The organism is Pseudomonadota bacterium, assembly GCA_016927275.1.
Taxonomy (GTDB): domain Bacteria; phylum UBA10199; class UBA10199; order 2-02-FULL-44-16; family JAAZCA01; genus JAFGMW01.
In genome coordinates this window covers 1-3,729 of sequence record JAFGMW010000039.1, presented here as the reverse complement: position 1 = coordinate 3,729, position 3,729 = coordinate 1, and the positions used below count along the sequence as shown (strand labels likewise).

At 63.7% G+C, this 3,729-nt stretch carries 4 protein-coding genes and 1 tRNA gene; 4 read left to right on the top strand and 1 reads right to left on the bottom strand.

Going from position 1 to position 3,729, the window contains the following annotated elements; translation table 11 throughout:
• Window positions 1–928 (bottom strand): ATP-binding cassette domain-containing protein (locus tag JXA24_02700; protein ID MBN1282667.1); only part of this gene is annotated, 928 nt, incomplete at its 3' end.
• Window positions 929–1,066: 138 nt separating this feature from the next.
• On the opposite strand from JXA24_02700, the gene JXA24_02695 reads away from it, so the two are divergent.
• The 4 genes from JXA24_02695 (at window position 1,067) to JXA24_02680 (ending at window position 3,523) form a co-directional block, all read left to right on the top strand.
• Complete coding sequence (locus JXA24_02695; GenBank protein ID MBN1282666.1) at window positions 1,067–2,116, top strand: AAA family ATPase; 1,050 nt, start codon at window positions 1,067–1,069, stop codon at window positions 2,114–2,116.
• 70 nt (window positions 2,117–2,186) lie between these two features.
• A complete protein-coding gene (queF, locus tag JXA24_02690) occupies window positions 2,187–2,546 on the top strand; it encodes an NADPH-dependent 7-cyano-7-deazaguanine reductase QueF (protein ID MBN1282665.1) in 360 nt (119 codons plus the stop codon).
• Between the two features lie 4 nt (window positions 2,547–2,550).
• A tRNA-Arg gene (locus JXA24_02685) sits at window positions 2,551–2,624 on the top strand.
• A gap of 20 nt (window positions 2,625–2,644) precedes the next feature.
• Entirely contained in the window at window positions 2,645–3,523 is an 879-nt protein-coding gene (locus tag JXA24_02680; protein ID MBN1282664.1) for a phosphoribosylaminoimidazolesuccinocarboxamide synthase, read from the top strand.
• The last annotated feature ends 206 nt before the right edge of the window (window positions 3,524–3,729 follow it).

Here is a 3,729-nt window from a genome sequence, read left to right as displayed (position 1 = left end):
TTTGCGTCAGCTCCCGAAACACCTGCTCCAGCGAGTTGCTGCTCCTGGCGAGCTCGGACAGCATTATGCCGTTGTCCGCTGCCCAGCGGAATATCTCCTCGGCCCGGTCCCCCGCGTCGTCCCCCCTGAGAGTCAACCTCTGGTTCTCATCCGACGGGTCGGAGAGCCATTCTTCCAAAGAGATGCCGGCCAGCTTCGAAAGCTCCGCTGCGATGCGCTCCCTGCCGGCGCGCGCTGCGATCGTGTAGCGGGACCGCTGCGGGCTTTTGCCCCTCAGCTCCTCTATCGTCCCCTGGCCTGCGATGATGCCCTCGTTTATGATGATGGCGCGCGAGCAGGTCGCCTCCACCTCCTGCATTATGTGCGTGGAGAGCACCACGGTGCGTTCGCGCCCCATCTCCCTGATGAGGTTTCTTATCTCCGCGATCTGGTTGGGGTCGAGGCCCGAGGTGGGCTCGTCGAGTATGATGATCTCGGGCCTGTGCAGCATGGCGGCCGCGAGCCCCACGCGCTGGCGGAAGCCCTTGGAGAGACCGCCCACGCCCCTGGCGGCGACAGGGGCGAGGCCGCAGACCGAGACCATCTCCTCCACGCCGTTTCTTCGCTCGGCCTTGCCCATGCCCCTGAGCCGCCCTATGTAGTCGAGGTGCTCCACCACATCCATGTCGGAGTAGAGCGGCGCGTTCTCGGGAAGATAACCGATCCGGCGCCGCGCCTCTATCGAATCCCCTGACACGGGCATGCCGTCCACCGTGGCGCTTCCGCTGTCCGGCCTGAGAAAGCCGGTGACGACGCGCATGGCGGTGGTCTTGCCCGCGCCGTTGGGGCCGAGCAGCCCCACGACCTCGCCGCGCGAGACCTCGAAGCTTATGCCGTCCAGGGCCCGGACCTCGCCGAAGCGCTTCCTGAGCTGTTCTACGCGGATCATCGGCCGGGGATATTAGGTCAGCCGGCGGGGATGTCAAGGGGGCGGGATCGGGGATCAGGGATCGGGAGCCAGGGTCCATTGTGCCCCGTCACTAAACCCGTTGCCGAACCTCTGACTTTTTGTTAGATCGGCCGCCTGATGATAATCGGCCTCACAGGCAGAAATTGCTCCGGCAAGGGGGAGGTGGCCGGCTTCCTCAAGGAGAGCGGCTACGAGTACCACTCCCTCTCCGACATCCTCCGCGAGGAGCTCGCCGCGCGCGGCAAGAAGGTCACCCGCGAGGCGCTCATCGCGATCGGCAACGAGATGCGCCAGGCCCACGGGGCGGGGGCGCTGGCCGAGCGCACGCTCGCCAAGCTGTCGCCCGAGGCGCACGCCATCGTCGATTCCATAAGGAACCCGGTCGAGGTCGAGGTCCTGCGCCGCAGGCGGGACTTCCGCCTGGTCTCGGTGGAGGCCGACCCCAGGGTGCGCTTCGAGAGGATGAAGGGGCGCGGCCGCGAGAGCGATCCCGCGACCTTCGAGCAGTTCCTGGAGTACGAGGCGCGCGAGTCGCGCACGCCCGACCCCACGACGCAGCAGCTCGACCTCACGGCTGAGCTCGCCGACGCCGTGATCAGGAACGACGGCACGGTGGAGGATCTGAAGGGGGAGATCAGAAGGACCATGAAGTCCATGGCCGCATCGAGCGGCCGGCCTTCGTGGGACGAGTACTTCATGGACATCGCGCGCGTGGTGGCGCTGCGCGGCAACTGCATCAAGCGAAAGATCGCGGCGGTGATCGTGCGCGACAGGCGCATAATATCCACGGGCTACAACGGCACCCCGCGCGGCATAAAGAACTGCAACGAGGGGGGATGCCCCCGCTGCAACAGCTTCGGCGCGTCGGGGGAAAACCTCGACGAGTGCCTCTGCTCGCACGCGGAGGAGAACGCCATCGTCCAAGCGGCCTACCACGGCGTCTCCATCAAGGGGGGCACCATATACACAACCTATTCGCCGTGCCTGATATGCACGAAGATGATCATCAACTCCGGGCTGGCCGAGGTCGTCTACGACAGGGCGTACACAATAGCCGAGGTCCCTCTGAAGCTCCTCAAGGAGGCGGGGGTCAAGGCGAGGCAGATAGAGAGCCGGGACCCGGGACCCGGGACCAGGAAGCCGGGACCCGGGACCCAAGATTCGTAACGGGCTGCGCAGGCGGCCGGCCTTTTATTTCCGCTTGGATTATGATTTCTTTGAGCTATATACACCGCCTATGCCCGCCAAGCCGTCAAAGGAGCTCGCGACATTTCCCAATCCCAACCCCGAGCGGGGCTACGAGATCGCGATCGACTGCCCGGAGTTCACCTGCCTGTGCCCCATGACAGGGCAGCCCGATTTCGCGCGGATCAACATCCGCTACGTGCCTGATGAGCTCTGCGTGGAGCTCAAATCGCTCAAGCTCTACCTCTGGAGCTACCGCGACGAGGGGGCCTATCACGAGGCGGTGACCAACAGGATCCTGAATGACATCGTGGCCAAGGTCGCGCCGAGGTGGATGGAGGTGGCCGCGCAATTCAACGTTCGTGGAGGGATCGCGACCACGGTGACAGCCACCCACGGAAGCAGGGATTGACGATGCGCCATTAGCTCAGCGGATCAGAGCACCTGGCTTCGGACCAGGGGGTCGGGGGTTCGAATCCCTCATGGCGCGCAAACGTTAAGGAGAAAGACATGACGGATGTGCTCGCAATGACCGAAATCCCGGGCCTCAAGCTCAAGGCGCGCGGCAAGGTGCGCGATATCTACGACCTGGGCGATGAGCTGCTGATAGTGGCGACCGACCGCATCTCCACCTTCGACGTGGTGCTGCCCACGCCCATCCCGCGCAAGGGCGAGATACTCACGAGGATGTCGCGGTTCTGGTTCAAGCGCACCGAGGGGATCGTGCCGAACCAGATCAGCGCTCGCACGGTGGCCGACGTCGTGAAGGACAGGGAATGGCTGGCCAGGCTCGGCGAGCGCGCCATGGTGGTGAAGAAGGCCAGGCCGCTTCCGGTCGAGGCGATAGTGCGCGGCTACATATCCGGCTCCGGCTGGAGCGACTACAGAAAGACGGGCTCGATCTGCGGCGTTTCGCTCCCCGCGGGGATGCGCGAGTCGGAAAAACTCCCGAAGACCATCTTCACGCCGTCGACCAAAGCGGAGATAGGGCTCCACGACGAGAACATCTCCTTTGAGCGGGCTGCGGAGATGATGGGCGACGATGTGGCCGGACGCGTCCGCGACATCTCCGTCCGCATCTACGAGGAGTCTGCGGCCTACGCTCGCGAGCGCGGGATCATAATCGCGGACACGAAGTTCGAGTTCGGCATGCAGGGCGACGAGATCATACTCATAGACGAGGTCCTCACCCCCGATTCTTCGCGCTTCTGGCCCGTGGCGGGCTACGCGCCGGGCCGCGCCCAGCCGTCGTTCGACAAGCAGTACGTGCGCGACTGGCTCGTGGCGAGCGGCTGGGACAAGACCCCGCCCGCGCCGGAGCTGCCCCCCGACGTGGTCGCCAAGACCGCCGAGAAATACTCCGAGGCATTGAGGCTGCTTACTGCATAGATTATCAGACGAGATTGGCTTCGGGTCCCTGCCTACCGGCAGGCAGGCTGTCATCGGATCATTCCCTTCGACAAATTCCAAGCACCAAATTCCGAATTCCAAATAAATTCCCAGCACCAAATCCCAATGATCAAATGGTTTTGTTTGGAATTTGGTGCCTGGTAATTGGTGCTTATTTGGTAATTGGTGCTTGGGATTTGGAATTT